Raw genomic sequence first — 17,866 nt, forward strand, 5'->3', positions numbered from 1 at the left:
GTTTTGACCGTCTCACCAATATAACCGCCTTCTCAGAAGGTCTTGCGTTACGTCAGTGGATGCGCATTATAGACATCTTATTTTTTTCTTCAAGCACATTTTGCATTTATTTTTTTAACTGCTCATTTTTTATCATATTTGGCAAGTCTGCTAAGCTGTCAATTATCCAGTCTGCCTGAGCCTGAGCCTCTGGTGTTAAAGCATCTCCGGTCTTTACAAGTACCGTTTTCTTAACACCCGCGTTTTTACCTGATAATAGATCAGAAACTCTATCACCCACCATGTATGAGTTAGCAATATCAATATCGAGCTCTTCTTTAGCCATTAAAATCATGCCTGATTTTGGTTTACGACACGCACAATCACTATGATGCGGATCATGAGGACAATAATAGACGCCATCAAGCTCAACACCACGATCAAGTAAAGACCAATCCATCCATTCAGTTAATGTATCAAACTGTTGTTGTGAAAAGATGCCGCGCGCAATACCCGACTGATTGGTCGTGATAACTAAAAGATAGCCCATTTTTTTTAACTCAAGCATGGCATCGATAACGCCATCAATAAAATGGAAATCATCAATTTTATGCACATAGTTATAATCTATGTTAATTGTGCCATCGCGATCAAGGAAAATAGCCGGTTTCATTTGTTACTCAATTTCAGTATTTATTTGGCACGTAGCATAATATCTATTGACTTAGATGTCTAGACGTCTTAACATTTCTCAATCATTTTTTTGCTTGAATTCCTTTATGATAAGACTTGAAAATATTTCTAAAACATTTATCCACAACAAAAAATCCATTGTCGCGTTAAAAAATATTAATATTAATGTTCCAGCGGGGCAAATATATGGTGTGATTGGTAAATCTGGTGCGGGTAAAAGTACGTTAATTCGCTGTGTTAACTTATTAGAGAAGCCAACTAGCGGCAGCGTGTTCGTTGATAACCAAGATCTCACACAATTATCAAACAGACAATTAATCCATATTCGTCGAAAGATCAGCATGATTTTTCAACACTTTAATTTACTTTCGTCGCGAACAGTATTTGACAATATTGCTTTGCCGTTAGAATTAGACCGAACCCCAAAAGCAGCGATTAAAACTAAAGTGAATCAACTTTTAGAACTTGTTGGTTTAACCGAAAAAGCTAATGTGTACCCCGCTAACTTATCTGGTGGGCAAAAACAACGCGTTGCGATCGCCAGAGCATTAGCAAACGACCCGAAAGTATTATTATGTGACGAAGCAACCAGTGCACTCGATCCTGAAACGACGCGCTCTATTCTTGATTTACTTAAAAGTATTAATCAAAAATTGGGCTTAACGATTTTATTAATCACCCATGAAATGGATGTGGTTAAACAAATCTGTGATCAAGTGGCCGTTATCAGCGATGGTGAATTAATTGAGCAAGCACCGATTGGTGAAATGTTCTCTAACGCGAAAACCGATATTGCAAGGCAGTTTATTCAATCAACACTGCATCTAACGATTCCGCAAGACTATTTACAAAAACTGTCAATAGTGCCCGAAGAAGGATTACATCCATTACTTCGACTCACATTTTCTGGTGTTTCAACCGACTCACCACTCTTATCACAAGCGGCTAAAGAGTTTAATATTGATAATAATATTATCAGCGCACAAATGGATTATGCTGGTGGTGTGAAATTCGGCATTATGTTAACAGAAATGATAGGCAGTCAGCTCAACACCAAAAATGCCATTCAATTTTTACAAAATAATAATACGAAAGTAGAGGTTCTTGGTTATGTTTAATTTTTTACCTAGTTTTAAGCCGTTTGAAACTCTCTTTCGCTTTTTATCACAATTTGATTTTTGGCAAAGCTTTGTCGAGTTTTGCTCGACATTTAATGGTTTTAACCAAAGTATGTTATTTAAATTAGCTCAAGCAACTGACGATACGATTTATATGGTCATTTTATCGGGCTTTTTTGGTTTGGTCATTGGTTTACCATTAGGTATTGCCCTTTATACCACCCGTCAGGGACAGATTTTAGACTGTAAAATCGTCAATGTGATCTTATCAATCATGACGAATATCTTTCGCTCGATTCCGTTTATTATTTTAATTGTCTGGATTATTCCATTTACTTATATCACGATGGATATCTTTACAGGCGTTAAAACATTTTTAGGTAAACAAGCCGCGATTGTACCGTTGAGTATTGCTGTTGCACCATTAATTGCGCGAATGGTTGAAAATGCGTTATTGGATATTCCCAAAGGACTCATTGAAGCGGCTCGTTCTATGGGCGCAACGCCGCTACAAATTATTCGCAAGGTGCTCTTACCTGAATCGCTACCGGTACTTATTAATAGTATGACTATCACATTAATTACGCTAACAGGCTATATTGCTATGGCGGGTGCGGTGGGTGCCGGTGGACTTGGGCAGCTCGCTATTCAATATGGTTATAACGGCTATAAATTAGCGATTATGAATACCGTGCTTGTAATACTCATTGCGATTGTATTTATCATACAGTTTATTGGTAACAAACTGGTAAAACGCGTTACACATCACTAACTCTCACTTAAGGAGAAAGAACAATGAAATTCAAAAATTTGCTTCTCACAACAACCCTCGCGAGCGCTTTCTTCCTAACAGCTTGCGATAATAGTAAATCAACGGATATGGCTGCTGAGCCATCAGCACCATCGATTAAAGTCGGCGTCATCTCAGGTCCTGAGCAAGAGATTGCCGAAGTGGCAAAACAACAAGCAAAAGACTTATATAATTTAGATGTTGAACTAGTAACATTTAATGACTATGTTACGCCAAATCAAGCATTAAATGATGGCCTAATTGATGCCAATGCTTTTCAACATAAACCTTATCTCGATCAGCAAATTACTGAGCGCGGTTATTCGCTCGCTATCGTGGGTAACTCATTTGTCTATCCAATTGCCGCTTATAGTCATAAACTACAACCATTAACCGATGAAGCAACCGATGACAAGGGCGTGGTTGTAACTTCACCACGTGGCGATAAATACCTGATTAAAGAAAATTCAACTATTGCCATTCCTAATGATCCAACAAACTTGGGTCGAGCATTATTACTATTGCAAGCACAAGGATTAATTACGGTTGATCCAGCGAAAGGATTATTACCAACCGTGATTGATGTTACTGATAATCCTTACAACCTTAACCTTATTGAAATTGAAGTACCAATGTTACCTCGTTCATTAGATGACGCTCAAGTTGACCTTGCAATTATCAATAATGCTTTTGCCGGTCAAGTTGGTTTAACACCAAGCGAAGATGGTATTTTTGTTGAAGATAAAGACTCACCATACGTCAACATCATTGTGGCAAGAGAAAATAACAAAACCGATCCTAATGTCATCAATTTTGTTAAAGCTTACCAAACCGACGCCGTTGCTACAAAGGCCAATGAAGTGTTTAATGGCGGTGCTGTCAAAGGGTGGTAATCACCTTTTAGACGTAACCAAATATTGAATGAATAATAATTTAATAATGAAATAGCGTTCTCGCTATTTCATTTTTTTATCCTATGATGAACATACAACCCATTGGTATCATCCGTTCGCCTTATAAAGAGAAATTTGGCGTACCAAGACAACCGAACTTAGTCTCACTGGGCACCGGTGAACTACATCTACTGCCCCCATTCAATCAAGCCGAGTGCGTACGAGGCTTAGAGCAATTTTCGCATTTATGGCTACTCTTTGTGTTCAACCAAACAATGGCTCAAGGCTGGCAACCAACAGTTCGTCCGCCAAGACTTGGTGGTAATGAAAAAATGGGTGTCTTCGCAAGTCGCTCAACTTTTCGGCCTAATCCAATTGGTTTATCTGCTGTTGAATTGCAGGATATCTGCATTGATAAAGACCGCATCATTTTACAATTAGGTAGTGTTGATATCGTCGATAATACACCGATCATTGATATCAAGCCTTATATTCCTTATAGCGATTGTTATCCAGATGCAAAAGCGGGTTATGCCAATAATAAGCCCGGTAAGCAATTAACAGTTCAATTTAATCAACATACTCAGACGCAGCTGCTATCGCAGCCGGCGCTACAGCAACTGATCATCCAAGTCATCAGCCAAGACCCGCGTCCGGCCTATAAACAAAAATCGCTAAAGCGCCAAGAGTTTGGCATCTCATTATACCAATTTAATATTCGCTTTTGCGTGGAAAATAATGTGGCAACGATTGTCAGTATTGAGTAATTTATGCTGCAATCGCGTAATTTTTCGGCGAAAATAATGCGTTCACGTCTTTAACAGCAACATAGTCAACCAATTACTCGGTTACACCATTTTTAAAGATCGCCAGCTCTCGAAAATCATTTTTCTCATTACAACTGAGTTTACCATTAGCGATATCCACAATGAGATCAATAAACTGCTGTAATAACAAATCCATTGTGACGCCTTCCACTAATCGACCAGCATTAAAATCGATCCAAGTTGGTTTCTTGTTAGCTAACCGTGTATTGGTTGCCAGTTTCACCGTCGGCACAAATCCACCGTATGGCGTACCTCGGCCCGTTGAAAACAAGACCATATGACAACCCGCGGCAATTAAAGCGCTCGTTGCAACGGCATCATTACCCGGTGCGGATAATAAATTGAGTCCCGCTCTCGTTAGGCGTTCACCATACTCGAGCACATCGACTACCTGACTACTACCGGCCTTTTGGGTACAGCCTAATGATTTATCTTCTAGCGTGGTAATCCCGCCAGCTTTATTACCTGGCGACGGATTTTCATAAATCGGCTGGTTATGTTCAATAAAATAACGTTTAAAATGATTCACCATGTTAACCGTTTTATCAAACGTCGACTCATCAACGCAGTGAGCCATCAAAATCGTTTCTGCGCCAAACATTTCCGGCACTTCAGTTAATACGCTCGTTCCACCATGACTGATGACATAATCAGAAAATTTACCCAATAGCGGATTGGCCGTAATACCCGATAGTCCATCGGAACCGCCGCACTCCAAACCGAATTTCACTTCGCTTAGTTTGCCATTAACACGCTTATCCGTTTTCATTTTCTGATAAAGGGTATTCAAGTGGTCAAGACCGGTGGTGATTTCGTCGGCTTCCTCTTGTAAAATCATGAAACCCACTCGATCGGCATCATAATCGCCTAATGTCTCGCGAAATACTTTCAGTTGATTGTTTTCACAGCCTAAACCAATGACCAGTGTCGCCCCAGCATTCGGGTGCTTGACCATATCTTGTAAAATAGTTCGAGTATTAAGATGATCTTGCCCTAATTGCGAGCAACCATAAGGATGAGTAAGCACATACACGTCATCAAAATCATCGCCTTGTTTAGCCAATTGCGCAATGAACTTCTTACTAATTAGTTGTGCGATCCCATTGACACAGCCAACAGTTGGAATAATCCAAAGCTGATTTCGAATACCAACCAAGCCATTTTTACGGCGATAAATTTGTACTTCACGATCAGCAAGTGTGGTCTTAGCCTTAGCGACTACTGGCTGATACTGATATTCATTTAACTCCCCCAAATTGGTTGCCACATTATCAGTATGAACATGCTCACCAATCTTGATCGCGGCAGTTGCATGCCCGATAGGGAAACCATATTTAATGATATTTTCGCCTTGATTGATCGCCTGTATTGCCACTTTATGACCAACCGGAATATTTTGCAAAACAGTGATTTGCTCAGTACCAATAGGGAGAACATCGCCCTGACTTAACGCTTCCAATGCAATAATAACATTGTCACTACCATTGATTTTAATGATATTTTTCATTATACGTTCCTAAAATAACATCTTAAATGTATCGGCACCGCTCTGTTCCATCAAAACGATGCCAGATCCATCACAAGATAAATGAGTCATGTTTTGTGAGCAAGATTACTCGCTCACTCCACGCAATCATCCGATCTTGATTACCGATTTCAGCCGGCTGTTTGGATCGTTTGCCATATCAGTAAAGGCTTTTTCAGCCTCATTAAGCTCATAAACATCAGTAATGATACGTGTCACATCACATCCGCCACTTTTCACTAAATCAATCAACTCAATAAAATCTTTTTTCAGTGCATTACGTGAACCAAAGATATCGAGCTCTTTAGTTTGAATTTGCGTGAAAGCAAAATCCAGTTTCTGTTTGCCCACACCAACAAGTCCAATACGACCTCTAAATGCAGCAGCGTCAATACAGTTTTGGAATGTTTGTGGTAAACCGACACACTCAATACATACGTCAAACCCGTCACCGCTGGTAATCGCTTTCACGCGCTCGGCAAAATCTTCTTTATCAGTACGAATAACGCCTGCTGCGCCGATTTCAAGTGCTTTATCAAGGCGATTTTGCATCATATCACTGACATACACCTCAGCACCTTTCAGTTTAGCCGCCATCACAGCAAATAAGCCAATTGGCCCAGCACCAACTACTAACACTTTGTCGCCCGCTTTTACTGATGTGCGCTGTACACTATGATAGCTGATACAAAAAGGTTCAATCATCGCCAGTGTTAAGGCATCTAATCCTTTACCATCATAAATACGCTCTATTGGCATACTATAATATTGGCGGAAAATTCCGTCTCGCTGAGCACCAAGGGTTTGATTGCTAGTACAGCAGTTTACAAAGCCTCGGCGACATGAATAACATTTACCACAGTTAAAATACGGATTAGCGGTAACAATCATTCCTTTTTTAATACCATGTGAATTCTCACCGACTTCAACCACTTCGGCAGAAAATTCATGGCCTGGAATACGAGGATAGCTCGCATATAAAAATGTCCCTTTATATGTCCCCATATCTGAACCACAAATGCCGCCGTAAAGTACTTTTAAAATCGCCTCGCCTTTTTGTAAAACCGGTTTTTCCATCTCTTTAACTTCAACTTTTCCTGGTTCTGGAATGACAATGTATTTCATATTAGACATGAGTTTGCTCCTTGGTCATTAATTCTGTGGAATACTGTTTTTGATATCTGTTGATAAAATCTGCGTTAAGTCAGCGCTCACGCGCTCGGTAAGGCCCGGAATATTATTCAAGTCCTGTTCCCAGTGATCTGACATACCCAGTACATTTGCAACTAATTGTTTTACATCGCTTTGATACAGTGGTTGCCAAGCAGCAAAACGATCTAAAAGTGGTTTATCATCGGTTAATGGAATGGTCACACCTTGATATTCACCACGGTAAAAAGCAATTAAGGCCGCCAATGAGAATGCAATATATTTCGGTGGTTGATTAAATTTTTGACTGTATATCACTAACTGAGGTAACAAACGTGTTTTAAACTTCGTTAATGAGTTAAGTGATATCGCGATAAGTTCGTGTTTGATAAACGGATTTTTAAAACGATTCAACACATCGCTAGCAAATTGATTCAGTTCATCTTTATCCAAAGATAACGTTGGGATGACTTCTTGATTAAGCAGATTTTTGATAAAACGTTCGATCTTATCATCAGCCATCGCCTGACCAACAGTTCGAAGACCAGCAAGATAAGCAACTGGGACCATCGCGGTATGCGCGCCATTTAATATGCCGACTTTACGCGCTTTATAAGGTTTAATATCATCAACAACTAAGATATTGAGATCAACCTCATCAAGTTTTAATTTCTTTTTAATCCAGCTTGGACCTTGAATCACAAATAAGTAGAAATATTCTGCGGTATCAAGGAAACGATCTTGGTATCCCAGCTCGTGTTCCAATTTACTCGCTTCATCTTTTGGATAGCCCGTTACAATACGGTCCACTAGCGTCGAACAGAATGTATTGGCATCATTAAGCCAATACATAAAGCCACTGCCAAAATTCCACAAGTTGGCGTAATGGGTGACATACTCTTTCAGTTTTTCACCGTTATAGTCAATTAGCTCACAAGGTACAATGATAAGACCTTTATCTTTCTGACCTTTAAAATGTTTAAAACGATGGTATAAAAAAACGGTCAATTTAGCAGGGAATGTTGTAGGAGGCGTATCTGAGCATTGATCTTTATCACTAAAGGCAATCCCCGCTTCAGTGGTATTTGAAAATATAAATTCTAATTCCGGATTCTCTGCGCATTTTAAATATTGCTCAAACTCTTGATACACTGATAATTCACGATTAACCGAGTAGATAATACGCGGAACTGCAACGGCCTGTCCTTGCTCGTTAATCCCCCTAATCACTGTCGTATACAAACCATCTTGTTCATTGAGTTTTGGCTGGTGGCTATCAATCGGACGCACCATGGTGATACCACTATTGAAGTCTGTATTTTCATTAAGGTTATCAATAATCCAATCAATAAAGGCTCTTAAAAAATTGCCCTCACCGAATTGAATCACTTTTTCAGGATAAACTGGGCCGGGGAAGTTTTGGCGATTAAGTTGTTTAGTCATAGCACAGGCTCTCTTTTATTGACATATTGTACGGTGAGTACAGAGCACTATATCTTAGCTAATCAGTGTCACTTAAATTTGTTGTGTATTTCGTGCCTCACATTTCACTTTTTTGTTTTTTATCTGTCTTTTATTTTTAAAGAACGATCAATAGATTCACGCATCGATATTTTGGCAGTATTAAGATGCTTGCATAATGCCGCGATAGCCTTGGTTTCGTCTTTTTGCAACATCGCACTTAACACCGCGATATGCTCACTGACCGCAACGCTATTACGTTGTTTAAGATCACTATTTTCCCATTGATAATGAAAATGAAAAATTACCGAAATTAAGTCAAATGACTGCACAAAAAAGGGATTATTGTTGGATGACAAAATCAATTGATGAAAATCGCGATCCAAACCAGAAAACAGTAAAAAATCAGTCTGAATGCTTTGCTGTAAATTCTTATGTTTTTGTAACAGCTCTTTGGCCTTAGTCCAATTAATATGTGTCTCGGTTTGCGCCATAAATGAACGTAATGCAAATATTTCTAAAATACTGCGAAACTCATACAGCTTTTCAGCATAATCTTTGCCAACAATAACCAGTTCCCATTTACCTTTTTCATAATGATTAATAAGACCATAATGCAGAAAGCGTAATAAAAATTCTCGCACCACAATTGGGCTAACTTTGGCATCTTTAGCGATCTGAATTTCATCAAATCGATCGCCTGGCAACAACTTATGACTATTAATGAGATGATAAAAGTAGTGTTCAAATTTTTGATCTTGAACGAAGCGCTCTTCAAAAATACAGTTCACCTTATCTTGCCCAGTTGGCTTACGTTGTAAACAAAATTGTTCACCATTTTGTTGCAAAACGCCCGTACTTAATAGATGCGCTAAAACCGCACGCATTGTTGTCCGGCTAACATTAAACATGTCTGCAAGCGTAATGAGCGCAGGAAGCGGAAATGTTAAAATGTTCTTTTCCAAACAATCAATAAATTGATTGATCGTTTTTTGTCGTAAGGTGGGATTTCGGCTCATTGATGGGTTTCCAATGTAAAATCATCGTTGGATACATTAAATTTATTATTTTAATAGCGTATTTATGTGTGAACCTACACGAACAAATAGGAGGATTAACCCTACTTGTTCGTCATTAATATTACACGTTTTTCGCTTCAATAGGTTTTATATCTTTTAACATAAATAGATAGACTAACGCGCCGATGGCACACGCACCACCCGATACGATAAGCGCATACATAAATGAACCCGTTGATCCAATAATATATCCTGTTACGATTGGCCCTAAAAAACCACCGCAATTTGATACGGTATTTTGGATACCACCTAATACCGATGTCATATTTCTTGGTGCAATATCACCAGGTAAGCACCAAATCGCAGAACCAGCAAACGCCAAACCAACATAAGAAATGCATAGCAATAACATCATAATTGACATCGAATCAACCAAACCTGCAAAGGCAATACTTGTTGCCACCAGCATGCCACCCACCAGATTAATCTTTCGCGCAATATTTAGATTATTGGTTTTAATGAATACAAAATCTAATAACCAACCACCAATCCATTGACCAAAGACACCGCATAACGGCGGTAGCATCGCAAAAAAGCCCATCTCAGTAAAACTTAATCCTCGTTCATTAATCAAATAGGTTGGGAACCAAGTAATAAAAAAATAGACCGCATAATTAAGCATAAAAAATCCAATACACATGGCAATAACATTACGATATTTCAACAACTGATACCATTTCATCGGCTGAATGTTATCAATACCGTCTTTCTTCACTTGCCCATTGCGAATATATTTTAGCTCTGCCTCACTAATACTCGGATGTTTTTCGGGATCTTGGTAAACCCGCAACCACCAAACAACCCAAACAAAGCCAAGTCCACCACAGATGAAGAATGCCGCATGCCATCCCCATTGTGCAATAATCCAAACCACTAATGGCATTGCAAATGCCGTACCAAATCGCGAACCACTATCGAATAATGCCGTCACGCGCCCTCGTTCTCGATCGGGAAACCATTTGGCCGCAACCCCTCCGTTACACGGATAAGCGGCAGCTTCACCCATTCCCATAAAAATACGGGCAAATATAAATCCACCCGGTGATTTTGCCAATGCGGTTGCTGCTGTTGCAAGCGACCACCAAGCAACGGAACCGGCTAGGGTTTTACGTTGTCCAAATCTATCGGCCAAAAATCCTGCTGGTATTTGACAACATGCATAACTTAAGAAAAATGCCGACATAATCCAGCCCATAGCTTGTGGCGAAATATTAAGATCGGATGCAATCATTGGCGCAGCAGCTGACATCACCGTTCGGTCTAAGTAATTGATCACAATGGCAAACAGCATTAATGCTGCAATATGAAAACGTACATGACTTTTTTGTTTGGGCATAACAACCTCATCTAATAAAATTATTATAAAACAAATAATTGAGACATTATTGGAATAATGCTTTAAGCATTCTAATAGATGACTTTGTTACAACTAAAAATAGTTATGTTGATTGTGCAATGCTTAATACTTTTCTGTTTTTAATGTGTTTTTAATAACCATAATCATGTTGATGCTATTATCAATTTCCGTAATAAAAATAAATAATTCGAATAATCAATAAGATATTTACAGCATACGGAGTAAATATAAAGCGTAGGTTTTGATGACAATTTTCACACTCGACAATAGCGTTAAAAAAAGCTATATTTAGATTTCTAGACGTCTAAACGTTTAAATGGATAAATAATAATGCAGAATTTGATAAGGAGTTAACATATGCCGATTTGTATTCCCGATACATTGCCCGCAGTTGATGTTTTACGTCATGAGAATGTATTTATCATGGCGGCTAGTCGCGCAAAAACCCAAGAAATCCGTCCACTAAAAGTGTTATTTTTGAATTTAATGCCAAAAAAAATAGAAACGGAGAATCAATTTCTACGCTTATTATCCAATTCTGCCTTACAAGTTGATATTCAATTACTGCGTATCGATCAGCGCGAGTCAAAAAATACCCCAGTAGAGCACTTAGATAGCTTTTATTGCGATTTTGCTGATATTAAAAATCAAAACTTTGATGGACTAATTATCACCGGTGCACCATTAGGTAAAGTCGAGTTTGACGATGTTGTTTATTGGTCGCAACTCGTCGAAATTATTGATTGGGCAAAAGAGCATGTCACATCGACACTATTTGTTTGCTGGGCTGTTCAAGCCGCATTAAATATTTTATATGGTTTACCTAAGTTAACCCGGGAACAAAAACTATCTGGCGTGTATAGTCACAATATTACTGACCCAAATGCCATCTTAACACGAGGATTTGATGATACATTTTTAGCGCCGCATTCGCGCTATGCACATTTTCCAAGTGATATTATTCGTGAAAAAACCGATCTGGTTATTTTAGCGGAATCAAAAATAACCGGTGCTTATTTAATGGCAACACAAGATAAACGCATGGCATTTGTCACCGGTCACCCAGAATACGATTCATTCACGCTCGCCAATGAATATTTCCGAGATCTCAATGCAGGTATTAACCCGTCCCTGCCCGATAACTATTTCCCGGATAACAATCCTGAATTAACCGCCAAAGCGACTTGGCGCAGCCACGCTTACTTACTGTTTAGCAATTGGCTCAACTATTATGTTTACCAATTAACACCATATGATTTAAAAACACGTAATTTAACCATCGACTAAACTGAGCATACTAAATAAAAGGCTAACGCCGGCAAACCTAACTGCCGGCTCGCGCATAAGTCACCAGTCAACATTTTTTCAGTAGTTAATACGGCAACACACGCTTATTTTTTTCACCGCCGACTTCGCGAGTCAATTTAGGCACTAAATAACCGGAAACCTGAGCGGCAAGTCCACGCATCAACTCCTGTGCGCGTTGGTCATCAACCAGAAAATGAGCGGCCCCTTGTACTTTATCAAGTACGTGTAAATAATAAGGTAATATACCAGCATTAAATAGCTGATTACTGAGCGCAACTAATGTCTCCACATGATCGTTAATATCTTTGAGCAAGACGCTTTGATTAAGTAGTGTTACCTGATGCTGCTTAAGCTTAGACATCGCATCTATCACCGATTGGTCGATCTCATTGGGATGATTAATGTGCGTCACTAAAACCACATCAAGGCGGCTAGTATGTAATAATTGGCATAAATTATCAGTAATACGATTAGGCATAACAATCGCTAAGCGAGTATGAATACGCAAACGCTCAACATGAGCGATCGCCGCTAACTGCTCAATTAGCCACTGCAGTTCATGATCTTTCGCCATTAACGGATCACCACCTGACAAAATGATCTCGTTTAACTCAGTGTGATCGGCAATATACGCCAGCGCCTGAGTTAAATTTGCTTTAGATCCTTGATTATCTTGATAAGGAAAATGCCGCCTAAAGCAGTAACGACAATTAATCGCACAGTTGGTTTTAGTAATGAGTAAAGCACGATTATGGTATTTATGTAGTAAGCCGGGAATCGCATTATGCTGCTCATTGAGCGGATCGCTACTGTAACCCAATACGGTTTGCATCTCTTGCTGATCGCATAATATTTGACGCAACAAAGGATCATCTGGATTACCTTTTTCCATTCTCGCAATAAAACTTAACGGGACACGTAAAGCAAATTGCTTTTTAGCCGCTAACATGGCAGGAGAGAGGGTTAATTCATCTAGTGCTAATAGTGAAAAAAGTTCTTTTAAATCAGTAACAACGTTAGCAAGATCATAAATCCACGCTTCTTTATTTTGCTGCTCGTTATTTTGCTGTATAATGTGGCTCATTTTTGTGTATTCAGAATTTTGGAGCTTGTATGGCATCTTATAGTACTAGTGAGTTTAAAGCGGGTCTTAAAATAATGCAAGATAATGAACCTTGTGTCATTGTTGAAAATGAATTTTACAAACCAGGCAAAGGTCAAGCGATTAACCGTGTAAAAATTAAGAAATTACTATCGGGTAAAACGGTTGATAAAACATTTAAATCAGGTGAAAGCGTTGAGTCTGCTGATGTAATGGATATGAATTTAACCTATCTATATACTGATGGTGAATTCTGGCATTTTATGAATAACGAAACATTTGAGCAATTATCAGCAGACAGCAAAGCAGTTGGTGATAATGCAAAATGGTTAGTTGAACAAGCAGAATGTATTTTAACACTTTGGAATGGTCAACCGATCGCCGTAACACCACCAAACTTCGTTGAATTAGAAGTGATTGAAACCGATCCGGGTTTAAAAGGTGATACCGCGGGAACTGGCGGTAAACCGGCAACATTATCAACGGGTGCTGTCGTGCGTGTGCCATTATTTATCCAAATTGGTGAAGTGTTAAAAATTGATACGCGCTCAGGTGAATACGTTTCACGTGTGAAATAAGCCGAGCTAATATGTAAAAAAACCGCAACTATTGCGGTTTTTTTTATTACTAAAGAATGACTAAATATCTGCACCCTGATAATTTAATTGTCGCCAAGACTCATAAATCGCCACCGCAACTGAATTTGATAAATTCATGCTACGGCTATTGGCCAGCATCGGAATACGAATACGCTGCGATGCTGGCAACTCATCAAGAATTTCAGCAGGAAGCCCGCGAGTTTCCGGCCCAAACAACAAGTAATCGTTAGCCTGATACTGCACATCGCTATGCGGCCGAGAGCCCTTAGTCGTCATCGCATACAAACAATGGCATTGAGACAAGACTAATTGATTAGTTGATAAAAAGTCAGCAAAATTCTTATAACGCTTAGTTTCAACAAACTCGTGATAATCAAGCCCTGCTCGTTTGAGCTTTTTATCATCCCAAAAAAATCCCATCGGCTCAATGATATGCAACCGAAATCCCGCATTAGCACATAAACGAATAATATTTCCGGTATTAGCAGGAATTTCTGGTTCAAAAAGCACAATATTTAACACATTAATATCTCTTATGACTTGTGGTATAAGGGTAATATTATCACAATTCTTAAGCCACCAAGATGGCTTTTTTCAGCGTAAACCTCACCATTATCCTGCGTAATGGCATTCGCTACAATCGCTAGCCCTAAACCACTCCCGCCAGACTCGCGATCGCGAGCTTCACTAGTACGATAAAATGGCCGGAAAATTTGTTGCAGTTCATGATCAGCAACGCCAGGACCATCATCATCAATTGTCGTAATTAACTGCTCATTGCTGAGCTTAAAACTCACGTCAATTTGCTGGTGTGAATAACGAAACGCATTACGAATCACATTTTCAAATGCACTACATAATGCTTGGGGATAACATAAAATCGATTTTTCGGGAAGATTAGTCGATAAATTTAATGACTTACCTAACTGCTCAGCCTCGAACGTAGCATTATCCAGTACGTTTTTTAACAATCTATTGAATTGGTGAGGCGCTTTAATTTCGTTATTAGCGTATTGCTGTCTCGCTAATGAAAGTAGTTCACCGATCATTAAATCAAGTTTTTTACTTTCAATTTCAATACGTTCGTTTTCTTTAGTTTCACCATATTTGCGTCGTGACAACGATGCCGCTAGTTGCAATCGTGTCAATGGTGTGCGCAGTTCATGTGAGATATCCGACAATAAGCGCTGTTGTAACTCTTGCATACGTTTTAATTCGCGCAGCATGTGATTAAAACTCATTCCCGTTGCTTTAAACTCTGATGAACCAAATTTTTCGAGTTCTGGCCACTCTTGAATATTACCTCTGGCGACTTGATCAGCGGCTTTCTTTAAGCGCCTTGCTGGTTTAGCAAGGCTCCAAGACAACCATAACAAAAGAGGTGTACTGGCTATCATAGTTAAAGCTAATAACAAAAATGGGTGATCAAATATGAGATTAACAAATTGTGATTGGGTATCAAATACTTCTTGCACAATATAAAGGTGATAAGACTCATCACTATAGGGAATTAAAAAAGGGCCTATGATTTCTAAATTGTCATAAATTTTCTTTGCTGGCGAACTTGATTTACTCGTCAGTTCGCTAAAATTACGCACAATATCAATATTGCTTGTATCGGGTGCAATAATTTGCTCACTTGGCGTTAAGATATAGAGGAATTGACCTGGTCGCTTCAAGTTATCCATCGCCACAATAAAACGCATCCACCAACGAAAACTATTTTTCGGCACTTTGACAATCACATTTTCAATATTAGCGGCAAGCACCAAGCCGGTATTTTTTTCTTTATCAGAGACATATGTTAAATTTCTTGAATCAAGATTTGGAATCGTAATAATCAAAAACAAAAAAAAGGCAATAGTGAGTGAAAATATTATAAATATTCTTATCGTTAATCGATCAAAAATCCACATCTTATCGCCTATCTAGCCTTAATATTTTTTATCCAAAATCTTTATCAATCACAAATAAATAGCCTTTTGAACGCAGCGTTTTAATCCACGGTAGACCATCTTTACGAGGAGGCAGTTTTTTACGCAAATTAGAGACATGCACATCGATTGAGCGTGCAAAAGGCAAAAACTCTTTACCTAAAACAGACTCGCTGAGCATATCTCGAGAAATAATATTGCCCGGCTGTTCGAGTAGTTTCAATAAAATCTGGAACTCCGTACCAGTAAGTTCAATATATTTGCTATCAAAATAAACCGCCTGTTGACGGACATTCACTTTCAAACCATCAACTTGATATTCTGCTGGCGCTGCATCATCTTGCTGAGAAGAAGATGAATCCCAATGCCTACGCCGCAAAGTTGCTCGAATTCGTGCAACAAGTTCACGATCATTAAATGGTTTAATAATATAGTCATCAGCCCCTAATTCAAGGCCGATTATCTTATCTAAATCGTTGTCTTTTGCCGTTAACAAAATCACAGGAACTGTGTATTTTGCACGCAGCTGCGTTAATACGCTTAAACCGTTAGTATCTGGCATCATAATATCAAGTAGAACCAGATCAATTGAGTGATTAAATTTGGTCAGCGCTTCTGCGCCATTGTACGCAATTTCGACAGTAAAACCTTCTAATTCTAATAATTCTTTCAGTAGTGCGGTTATTTCAAGATCATCATCCACTAGCAGTAATTTTTTATTCATTACCATTCCTTGCATCAAAGTAGTTATAAAAAATCTTCCTTATTCGGTCTTATTTTTTTTGTGTGTAGTGTCGTATTTATTAGCTTTCAAACAGCATTATATAGCAAAGTTATTTTTTTAAAATAAAATTATATTTTTCTCAATCAAATAACATACCAGAGCCAATTGCAGTGCAGCAATGCGATAATTTGACAATTTAGCTAGATAATTTATTACTCATATCCGTAAAGAAGAATTAAGATTGAAGCGGAAATTGTAATAGTCAACGACTTATCGTTACCAGAAATTGCTGAGGCATGCTAATATAGAGCGAAAATTGCCAATAACCAATAATGGATATTTATGCATAGTCAATATAGTAAGTTGGTTAAAAAAGCGACCTATTTTGCGGTTATTTTCTCATTGATTCTTATTATCATTAAATTTTTTACATGGTGGATTACAGGATCAGTCAGCATGCTTGCATCATTATTTGATTCCTCAATTGATCTGCTTGCTTCTGGGCTAAATTTTGTCTTAATTCGCTATTCGCTAAAACCCCCTGATGAGGATCATCGCTTCGGCCATGGTAAGGCAGAATCCTTATCCGCTCTAGCACAAAGTGCTTTTATTATTGGCTCGATTGCTTTTTTACTTCTCAATAGTATTAAGTTGTTACTTCACCCTGAACCCGTTAATTCACCACTTTTAGGTATAGCTATCTCTTTTATTTCGATTGTATTGACATCAGGATTAATTCTTTATCAGCGCTATGTAATTAAACAGACAAATAGTCAAGCCATTAAAGCCGATATGCTTCACTATTCAGCCGATTTTTTTATGAATATTGCCGTTGTTATCGCACTATTCTTAACTTGGTACGGTGTGATTTATGCCGATGCAGTTTTTGCACTGTTGATTGGCGCCTATATTTTATACAGCGCATTAAAAATTATTTTCCTCGCGATACAGGACTTGTTAGATAAAGCCCTACCCGAAGAGGACAATGAACTCATTTTAGATATTGCGTCATCTTTTCCTGAAGTTCATGGCCTGCATGATCTTAAAACCCGCCGCTCAGGACCTATGACTTTTGTACAGTTACATATTGAACTCGATGATAATATGTCTTTAGTCCAATCCCATGCAATTGCCGATAAAATAGAAAAACTTATTTCACAACAATTTGAGCCGGCCGAAGTCATTATTCATCAAGATCCGCTCTCTGTTGTACCTAAAGAAAAACCAAGATTACGGAATAAATTCAAATAATGCGTACTTTCAGACTATTGAGAGTATTGTATTAAGTATCTATAATGGCTAAAAATATAATGATTGAGGTTATTTTA

The 17,866-nt window shown here is 38.5% G+C and carries 17 protein-coding genes; 7 read left to right on the forward strand and 10 right to left on the reverse strand.

The genetic code is table 11. The annotated features are described in order from the left end of the window. Window positions 1–106 precede the first annotated feature (106 nt). Entirely contained in the window at window positions 107–652 is a 546-nt protein-coding gene (gmhB, locus tag DES39_RS05550; RefSeq protein WP_121144805.1) for a D-glycero-beta-D-manno-heptose 1,7-bisphosphate 7-phosphatase, read from the reverse strand. Window positions 653–758: 106 nt separating this feature from the next. Between gmhB and metN the strand changes: the two genes are divergently transcribed. From metN to tsaA, 4 genes are all read left to right on the forward strand, one after another. Next, entirely contained in the window at window positions 759–1,790 is a 1,032-nt protein-coding gene (gene metN, locus DES39_RS05555) for a methionine ABC transporter ATP-binding protein MetN (RefSeq protein ID WP_121144806.1), read from the forward strand. Window positions 1,791–1,902: 112 nt separating this feature from the next. Continuing rightward, a complete protein-coding gene (locus DES39_RS05560) occupies window positions 1,903–2,562 on the forward strand; it encodes a methionine ABC transporter permease MetI (protein WP_121145177.1) in 660 nt (219 codons plus the stop codon). Between the two features lie 23 nt (window positions 2,563–2,585). Continuing rightward, the gene (metQ, locus tag DES39_RS05565) at window positions 2,586–3,473 is read left to right on the forward strand and encodes a methionine ABC transporter substrate-binding lipoprotein MetQ (protein WP_121144807.1); all 888 of its coding nucleotides are present in this window, start codon (window positions 2,586–2,588) and stop codon (window positions 3,471–3,473) included. A gap of 83 nt (window positions 3,474–3,556) precedes the next feature. After that, window positions 3,557–4,240: a tRNA (N6-threonylcarbamoyladenosine(37)-N6)-methyltransferase TrmO gene (tsaA, locus tag DES39_RS05570; protein WP_121144808.1), complete on the forward strand. Its 684-nt coding sequence runs from the start codon at window positions 3,557–3,559 to the stop codon at window positions 4,238–4,240. A gap of 73 nt (window positions 4,241–4,313) precedes the next feature. On the opposite strand, the gene DES39_RS05575 is transcribed toward tsaA, so the two are convergent. The 5 genes from DES39_RS05575 to DES39_RS05595 form a co-directional block, all read right to left on the reverse strand. Beyond that, complete coding sequence (locus DES39_RS05575) at window positions 4,314–5,807, reverse strand: UxaA family hydrolase (RefSeq protein ID WP_121144809.1); 1,494 nt, start codon at window positions 5,805–5,807, stop codon at window positions 4,314–4,316. 126 nt (window positions 5,808–5,933) lie between these two features. Further along, window positions 5,934–6,950 carry a zinc-binding dehydrogenase gene (locus DES39_RS05580; RefSeq protein ID WP_121145178.1) on the reverse strand — a complete coding sequence of 339 codons (1,017 nt, stop codon included), beginning with the start codon at window positions 6,948–6,950 and terminating at the stop codon, window positions 5,934–5,936. Between the two features lie 27 nt (window positions 6,951–6,977). Beyond that, window positions 6,978–8,417, reverse strand: a complete 1,440-nt coding sequence (locus DES39_RS05585) for a tagaturonate reductase (protein ID WP_121144810.1) — start codon at window positions 8,415–8,417, stop codon at window positions 6,978–6,980. A 119-nt stretch (window positions 8,418–8,536) separates the two neighbouring features. Beyond that, window positions 8,537–9,454 carry a GntR family transcriptional regulator gene (locus DES39_RS05590; protein WP_121144811.1) on the reverse strand — a complete coding sequence of 306 codons (918 nt, stop codon included), beginning with the start codon at window positions 9,452–9,454 and terminating at the stop codon, window positions 8,537–8,539. Window positions 9,455–9,575: 121 nt separating this feature from the next. Beyond that, window positions 9,576–10,850, reverse strand: a complete 1,275-nt coding sequence (locus DES39_RS05595; RefSeq protein ID WP_121144812.1) for an MFS transporter — start codon at window positions 10,848–10,850, stop codon at window positions 9,576–9,578. A 378-nt stretch (window positions 10,851–11,228) separates the two neighbouring features. Between DES39_RS05595 and metA the strand changes: the two genes are divergently transcribed. Beyond that, window positions 11,229–12,158, forward strand: coding sequence for a homoserine O-acetyltransferase MetA (gene metA, locus DES39_RS05600; RefSeq protein ID WP_121144813.1), 930 nt, complete (start codon window positions 11,229–11,231; stop codon window positions 12,156–12,158). A gap of 85 nt (window positions 12,159–12,243) precedes the next feature. Here metA and epmB read toward each other — a convergent pair whose 3' ends face one another. Further along, window positions 12,244–13,263, reverse strand: coding sequence for an EF-P beta-lysylation protein EpmB (gene epmB / locus DES39_RS05605; RefSeq protein WP_121144814.1), 1,020 nt, complete (start codon window positions 13,261–13,263; stop codon window positions 12,244–12,246). Window positions 13,264–13,292: 29 nt separating this feature from the next. Here epmB and efp point away from each other — a divergent pair, with 29 nt between their 5' ends. Further along, entirely contained in the window at window positions 13,293–13,859 is a 567-nt protein-coding gene (gene efp, locus DES39_RS05610) for an elongation factor P (protein ID WP_121144815.1), read from the forward strand. 60 nt (window positions 13,860–13,919) lie between these two features. On the opposite strand, the gene trmL is transcribed toward efp, so the two are convergent. Genes trmL through DES39_RS05625 form a run of 3 tightly spaced genes read right to left on the reverse strand, consistent with a single transcriptional unit; the run spans window position 13,920 to window position 16,538 of the window. Then, window positions 13,920–14,402, reverse strand: coding sequence for a tRNA (uridine(34)/cytosine(34)/5-carboxymethylaminomethyluridine(34)-2'-O)-methyltransferase TrmL (trmL, locus tag DES39_RS05615; protein WP_121144816.1), 483 nt, complete (start codon window positions 14,400–14,402; stop codon window positions 13,920–13,922). An 11-nt stretch (window positions 14,403–14,413) separates the two neighbouring features. After that, window positions 14,414–15,790 carry an envelope stress sensor histidine kinase CpxA gene (gene cpxA / locus DES39_RS05620; protein ID WP_121145179.1) on the reverse strand — a complete coding sequence of 459 codons (1,377 nt, stop codon included), beginning with the start codon at window positions 15,788–15,790 and terminating at the stop codon, window positions 14,414–14,416. Between the two features lie 34 nt (window positions 15,791–15,824). Then, entirely contained in the window at window positions 15,825–16,538 is a 714-nt protein-coding gene (locus tag DES39_RS05625) for a response regulator (RefSeq protein WP_121144817.1), read from the reverse strand. A gap of 342 nt (window positions 16,539–16,880) precedes the next feature. Here DES39_RS05625 and DES39_RS05630 point away from each other — a divergent pair, with 342 nt between their 5' ends. After that, a complete protein-coding gene (locus tag DES39_RS05630; RefSeq protein ID WP_121144818.1) occupies window positions 16,881–17,789 on the forward strand; it encodes a cation diffusion facilitator family transporter in 909 nt (302 codons plus the stop codon). The last annotated feature ends 77 nt before the right edge of the window (window positions 17,790–17,866 follow it).

Origin of the sequence: Orbus hercynius, assembly GCF_003634275.1 — a bacterium.
GTDB lineage: Bacteria > Pseudomonadota > Gammaproteobacteria > Enterobacterales > Orbaceae > Orbus > Orbus hercynius.

Coding starts and splice junctions, on each gene's coding strand:
- gmhB (WP_121144805.1), bottom strand. CDS start 652: ATGAAACCGGCTATTTTCCTTGATCGCGATGGCACAATTAACATAGAT.
- DES39_RS05590 (WP_121144811.1), bottom strand. CDS start 9,454: ATGAGCCGAAATCCCACCTTACGACAAAAAACGATCAATCAATTTATT.
- efp (WP_121144815.1), top strand. CDS start 13,293: ATGGCATCTTATAGTACTAGTGAGTTTAAAGCGGGTCTTAAAATAATG.
- DES39_RS05625 (WP_121144817.1), bottom strand. CDS start 16,538: ATGAATAAAAAATTACTGCTAGTGGATGATGATCTTGAAATAACCGCA.
- DES39_RS05580 (WP_121145178.1), bottom strand. CDS start 6,950: ATGAAATACATTGTCATTCCAGAACCAGGAAAAGTTGAAGTTAAAGAG.
- DES39_RS05560 (WP_121145177.1), top strand. CDS start 1,903: ATGTTATTTAAATTAGCTCAAGCAACTGACGATACGATTTATATGGTC.
- DES39_RS05630 (WP_121144818.1), top strand. CDS start 16,881: ATGCATAGTCAATATAGTAAGTTGGTTAAAAAAGCGACCTATTTTGCG.
- metQ (WP_121144807.1), top strand. CDS start 2,586: ATGAAATTCAAAAATTTGCTTCTCACAACAACCCTCGCGAGCGCTTTC.
- metN (WP_121144806.1), top strand. CDS start 759: ATGATAAGACTTGAAAATATTTCTAAAACATTTATCCACAACAAAAAA.
- DES39_RS05575 (WP_121144809.1), bottom strand. CDS start 5,807: ATGAAAAATATCATTAAAATCAATGGTAGTGACAATGTTATTATTGCA.
- DES39_RS05595 (WP_121144812.1), bottom strand. CDS start 10,850: ATGCCCAAACAAAAAAGTCATGTACGTTTTCATATTGCAGCATTAATG.
- tsaA (WP_121144808.1), top strand. CDS start 3,557: ATGATGAACATACAACCCATTGGTATCATCCGTTCGCCTTATAAAGAG.
- epmB (WP_121144814.1), bottom strand. CDS start 13,263: ATGAGCCACATTATACAGCAAAATAACGAGCAGCAAAATAAAGAAGCG.
- metA (WP_121144813.1), top strand. CDS start 11,229: ATGCCGATTTGTATTCCCGATACATTGCCCGCAGTTGATGTTTTACGT.
- DES39_RS05585 (WP_121144810.1), bottom strand. CDS start 8,417: ATGACTAAACAACTTAATCGCCAAAACTTCCCCGGCCCAGTTTATCCT.